5 protein-coding genes and 1 pseudogene are annotated in these 5,208 nt (G+C 67.2%); 1 reads left to right on the top strand and 5 read right to left on the bottom strand.

What is annotated here, in order from left to right:
• The first annotated feature begins 214 nt into the window (after positions 1-214).
• On the top strand, positions 215-436 hold the full coding sequence (locus ACFSL4_RS34595) for a hypothetical protein (protein WP_381091729.1): 222 nt from the start codon (positions 215-217) through the stop codon (positions 434-436).
• A gap of 620 nt (positions 437-1,056) precedes the next feature.
• Here ACFSL4_RS34595 and ACFSL4_RS34590 read toward each other — a convergent pair.
• The 5 genes and pseudogenes from ACFSL4_RS34590 to ACFSL4_RS34570 form a co-directional block, all read right to left on the bottom strand.
• Positions 1,057-1,419, bottom strand: a complete 363-nt coding sequence (locus tag ACFSL4_RS34590; RefSeq protein ID WP_381091727.1) for a nuclear transport factor 2 family protein — start codon at positions 1,417-1,419, stop codon at positions 1,057-1,059.
• Between the two features lie 283 nt (positions 1,420-1,702).
• Positions 1,703-1,762, bottom strand: a pseudogene (locus ACFSL4_RS34585) (hypothetical protein); the annotation flags it as partial.
• On the bottom strand, positions 1,759-2,103 hold the full coding sequence (locus ACFSL4_RS34580; protein WP_381091725.1) for a hypothetical protein: 345 nt from the start codon (positions 2,101-2,103) through the stop codon (positions 1,759-1,761). The pseudogene ACFSL4_RS34585 and the gene ACFSL4_RS34580, both read right to left, overlap by 4 nt.
• A 548-nt stretch (positions 2,104-2,651) precedes the next feature.
• Positions 2,652-3,860 (bottom strand): cytochrome P450 family protein, encoded by a 1,209-nt coding sequence (locus ACFSL4_RS34575; RefSeq protein ID WP_381091731.1) that lies wholly within the window; start codon positions 3,858-3,860, stop codon positions 2,652-2,654.
• Between the two features lie 5 nt (positions 3,861-3,865).
• The coding region (locus tag ACFSL4_RS34570; protein WP_381091723.1) for a thioesterase domain-containing protein at positions 3,866-5,208 on the bottom strand (1,343 nt) is incomplete at its 5' end.

Genomic DNA, 5,208 nt, shown 5'->3' with positions numbered 1-5,208 from the left:
CTCCGGGACTCATCCGTCCCAGTATCAGGCTGTCCAGATCAACGGTGGAACTTCATCCGCGGCTTCTGATACGGCTCCGACCGCCGAGGTGGCGGTTCGCCCGGCAGTTCCTCCAGTCTCGCGCGGTACGGCGTTCCCGGTGAGGACCGAGGGTCCAGGGGCTCACCAGGAACGGGACATTCGATCGCAGGCAACCCCCAGCGAAGTACCGCCGTTGGCTCAGGGGCCCGGTCGCCCCAAGAACATTCCCGAGACCGCCGTCGTTCTCAACCAGCGCATCATTCCGCGCGAGAGCCTCGACTCGTCGGTCCCTGCCGCGCTGAAGCTGAGGAAGCGGATCAAGCGCTTCGCTCTGGACAACGAACTCGACCACTTGCCCATCGGCGACATCGTCTCGGTCGCGCTGGACGAGTGGCTCACCGCCCGCGGGTTCTGAACCCCACCGAAGCGCAGGGGCGGCCGGGCCCACCCTGGGTGCGGCCGCCCCTCGTGCCGACTATTCCAATAGCCCAATAGGCGGATAGCTCTCCGCCTAGCCGGACCGACTGGAGCAACTCTCTTGTCTGACCACTCTCCCTACGCCCGCCGACTGCGTGAAATCGCTGACGCACTCGAAGCCGAATTCCAACCAACCGACGACGCCCTTACGCCGCACCCGAACACTCTCGACGTCATCAGGAACCGGCACACCAAACGCGGACAACTCAACTACGCCGTCCCAGAAGTCCTTTAGCTCCAGCGCCGGATCCGCCGATACAACGCCGACACCGGAGTACCACACGGAGACATCGTGGCTCTGGCGGTAGACGCCTGGCTCCGGGCAAAGGGCTACCCGCCCTGCATGGCCGCGGCCAAGTCGTAACCTCATGGCGGGACAGTCCGACAATACGCTCGTTGCACTCCATCTCCCTGTGTCGCTGCTCCCGCTACGGCGGGGTTTCCTGGCATTCTGGGAAAAACTGAGTGGAGGCTCAACTCGCGCTGCGCCCCAACCGCAGCCCAGGCAGGGCGGCGGGCGGTATCCGGACGGGGCGTCAGGCTGGTGTCAGCCGGACGTCAGGCCTTGCGGAAGACGTCCTTGACCAGGATCTTGTCGTCACGAAGGGTAAAGAGGTCGATTCCCCGCTGGACGATGGTTCCGTCCTCTTTGCGCAGCGACCACTCGACGACGGCCTGGTCTCCGTTGGCAAGGAAGACGGGCTTCTCGAAAACGCCGTCCATCCCCTGGGCTCGGATCTGATGCGCCTGCTCGTTCATCTCCTCGATCAGATCGCGGATCTCCCGGCCTCGGAGCGTGCGCCCCGGTTCCGGGCCGTCCGAGGTGACCCACACCCCGTCTTCGGCGAAGCACTTCCACGCCCCGTCGATGTCCTCCTTTGCACCGAGTTCGAAGAAGCGGCTCACTGCGTTGTCGCTCATGCGGAATACCTCCGGATACGGATGTCTGCTGATGCGGTCGCTTGCTGGTCGGGCAGAGATCGGGTGAAGCGGATGGTGGGGGACTGCGAGCCCGTATCCCCGAAGAGATCGGAGGGCACTCCAGGGTCCGGGACTGCAGGCTGTTGCGTCGGCGGCAGGTCCTTGTCGGGGCAGCGGCCGTCGGAAGAGAGGCCGCTCCACTTGGCGGCGGTGACGGCCCTCTCGGCGATGAGGATGAGGCTGAGGCCGCCGGGACTGCCGGCCGGGGCTCGCCGCAGCGCGGGCTTTCGCAGGCCAGGTGCAGGGCGACCAAGGAGAAGGATTGGGCGGTGTCGACCGTCATGCCGGGGCCACGCAGACCGAGAACGTACGAGAGGCGGTTCGCGATGAGACCGCGCTGATACCGGTCAGGGCGTGGTGGGCGCCGACAGCCAAGGCGGAGCTCTGCAACGGATACTTGGCGTAGTCGTCGATGTTGACGCCGACGAACACGCCCACGGCGCAGGTGAGTTCACTGTTGGCGAGGTCGGCGAGGTGTAAGAGGGCGGCTTCGAGTGCCTCCGAGTTCCAGCAGCAGGCGCTGCTGATCCGTGAAGTCGGCTTTTCAGGGGGAAATGCCGAAGAGCTCCGCGTCGAACTCGCTCCGGCCTTGTCACGAAGAACTGCGACCTTCGTCATCACCATCAGAGTCCTCCTTCAACTGCCCACCACTTCCGAAACCTTATGTCGGCTACTTCGGACCACAACCCCTAGGAAACCGTGGTCTGCTTTTCCGGCGAGGCCGCAGGGCGTAGCCAGGATCGGAACACGGGTTATTAGGGGTTTCCTCGGAGGCACGCCAGTATATTTCGAACATCTAGGTAATCCGAGCAGGAAGGGAAGGGGAAGGGGTGTCGAGATGAACGGGTAACCGTTCAGGACCGCTCGCGAGTTGCGGTGATGTGGTGCGGGTCGGTCACCGTGGTCACGCGAAACCGTCGGCAACAAACGTGCCCCACGACGGACAGCCCATTCGACGAGGCTGTCCGCCGTTCACGAGGAAGACGGGCTCCTCGGACACGCCCTCCAGGCCTAGGCCGTCATCTGTTTGGACACCTCGTTTGTCTTTTCGATGTGCGCCCGGATCTCCTGCTTGTGGAGTGTGGTGCCGGGGCCCGTCGCCCTTCGAGAGGATCCATACGCCGTCGTCGGCGAAGCAGTCCCACGCCCCGTTGAGGTCTTCCCTCCGGCGATCAGCTCAGCCGGACGGGAAGGCGTTCCAGTGTCCGGAACTGGAGGCTGTCGCGCCAGCGCAGGGATTCCTCGCCGACCGCCAGCCGCCAGGTCGGGAACCGCGCGAGCAGCCGGCTCAGCGCGATCTCGCCCTCCATACGGGCCAGCGGAGCCCCCAGGCAGTGATGGATGCCGTGACCGAAGGCGAGATGGCTGTTGGCGGAGCGAGAGGTGTCGAGCGCGTCGGGCTCGCTGAAGCGGGCGGCGTCGCGGTTGGCCGCGGCCAGGGAGATGAAGACGATGTCGTCCCGGGGAATGGTCAGCCCGTCGATCTCGACCGGCTCCAGGGTGTAGCGGACCGTGGCCAGGTTGAGCGGGCTCTCGAAGCGCAGGAACTCCTCCACCGCAGCCGGGACGCCCTGCGGCTGCGACCGCAGCCGCTCCTGCTGTTCGGGGTCCTGCAGCAGCGCGTACACCGAGTTGCTGATCATACTCGCGGTCGTCTCGTAGCCCGCGTTCATCACCAGGAAGATGGTCGACAGCAACTCGCCCTCGTCCAGCCGCTGCTCGCCGTCGTCGGCCTGGAGCAGCGCGCTGACCAGGTCGTCGCCCGGCCTATCGCGCTTGTACGCGATGAAGTCCCGCAGGTAGGCCGTGGCGGCCACATGGGCCTGCATCTTGTCCTGCATGGTCGCGGTGACGCTGGTCAGCGTGGCGTTCCAGGAACGGAAGTCGTCGCGCCGGTCGCCGGGTATGCCGAGCAGTTCCCCGATCACTGTGATCGGCAGGGGCAGCGACAGCGCATCCACTAGGTCGACGTCCTCGCCCGGGGCGATACGGTCGAGGAGCTGGTCGGTGGCCCGCTCGATACGGGGCCTGAGCTGCTGTACGCGTCGCATCGTGAACGCCTTGCCCATGATGCGGCGCAGCCGGGTATGGTCCGGCGGGTCGCTGAAGAGCATGCTCTTGAAGTTCGCGAGCTGCACGGGCTCGGCGCTGACCTTGTTGCGCTCCACGATGCGCGGCAGCTCCGCGGCGTCCTTGGAGAGCCGGGGGTCGGCCAGAAGCGAGCGCGCCGCCTCATAGCGGGTCACCACCCAGGCGTGCAGTTCGGTGGTCAGGGTCTTCACCACGACCCGGTGGGCCGGCGCCTCGGCCCGCATGTCCTCGTAGATCGCGTACGGCTCCTGGGTGAACTCCGGGTTCAGCAAGTCCACCACATTCGACATTCCGCTCACGCGTGTCCCTCCTGCTTCATCCTGTGGGCTCCTTGGTCGGCCAGCCAGCGCAGGACCGGCCGGGCGGTCGACGCGGCGGACTCTTGGATCATGGACAGATGGTCGGCGGCCCCCACCTCGAAACTGGAGTGCGGGACGGGCCAAGCCGGCCTCAGATGCGCGGCCACGGGCCGGCCCGCCCGGGGTCCGGCGGGCACATGGCGTTCCGCGGTCAGCTGGAGCGTCGGCGCGTGTGCCGCAGTGGGACGCCACTTCGCGAAGAACTTCAAGTAGCGAGCCATTGCCGTGAGTTGGGCGTCGTTGATCCGCCCGAAGCGCTCCGCTTCGATCGTGTGGTCGCCGCCGAGCAGGATCTGCTGAATGTCGGCGAGCCCCTGGCTGCCCGGCAGATGGGAGTCCAGCAGCACCACCGCGCGGACGGGCTCCCCGGCTCGCGCCAGGTGCTCGGCCACGGCGTGGGCGACCCAGCCGCCGGAGGAGTAGCCGACGAGCACGGTGTCCCGGCCGTCCGCACACCCCCGTACCGCGTCGGCCCGGTCGGCGACCAGCTCGCCCAGGGACGCGGGCAGCGGTTCCCCCTCCTCGAAGCCCGGATGCGGCAGCACGGTGAGCGGGTAGGCATCGCGGAACGCGGCGGCGAAGCGGGCGAACTGGAAGGCGTTCGACGGCGCCACCACGGAAGGGAAGCAGATCAGTGCGGGGGCGACCGGGTCGCCGGTGCGGCTGAAGACCATCGGGGCGGGGGCGGCGAGGGCGCGGTCCGGAGACTGCCGCGCGTCCCTGAGCCTGGCCGCCGACTCCAGGAGATCGAGGCCGGCCTCCATCTGCCCTTCGGCACAGGCGGCACGGAAGAGGTCACGCAGACTGCGGTCCGCGTCGCCGCTGACACCGTACGACTCCAACATGCCGGGCTCGTCGAGCATTTGGAGGAGGTACTTGGCCAGGAGGCTCGGTGCCGGATGGCTGAAGAGGAGATCCGCGGTCAGGGGCAGACCGGTGGCCGCCTTGAGGCGCTCGCACAGCTCCACCACGGTCAGGGAGTCGAATCCCAGCTCGGCGAAGAGGGCATCCGGGTGAACCTCGTCCTCCGGCGTGTAGTCGAGGATGGCCGCGACCTCGGCGCACACCCCCCGCAGCAGCACGTCCTCCCGCTCCTCGCGCGGGATGCTCAGGAGGCTCTGACGCAGCGGGAAGGAGGGTTTCGACGGCGGTTCGTCGGCGCTGGGTGCGGAGGCCGTGCCGACCGCGAGGGAGGGGTGGACTCCGTCGAGCCAGTAACGCTTGCGTTGGAAGGCGTAGGTGGGGAGGTCGACAGTTCGGGCGCCCGAATTCTCGAACA

It is taken from the genome of Streptomyces caeni (assembly GCF_042678285.1).
GTDB lineage: Bacteria > Actinomycetota > Actinomycetes > Streptomycetales > Streptomycetaceae > Streptomyces > Streptomyces caeni.
Note: the sequence above shows the minus strand (reverse complement) of the source record. Positions and strands in the feature narration are given on the sequence as shown.

Excerpts from the sequence above, each read along its gene's own strand:
- ACFSL4_RS34590 (WP_381091727.1), bottom strand. The coding sequence starts at position 1,419 with ATGAGCGACAACGCAGTGAGCCGCTTCTTCGAACTCGGTGCAAAGGAG.
- ACFSL4_RS34580 (WP_381091725.1), bottom strand. The coding sequence starts at position 2,103 with ATGGTGATGACGAAGGTCGCAGTTCTTCGTGACAAGGCCGGAGCGAGT.
- ACFSL4_RS34575 (WP_381091731.1), bottom strand. The coding sequence starts at position 3,860 with ATGTCGAATGTGGTGGACTTGCTGAACCCGGAGTTCACCCAGGAGCCG.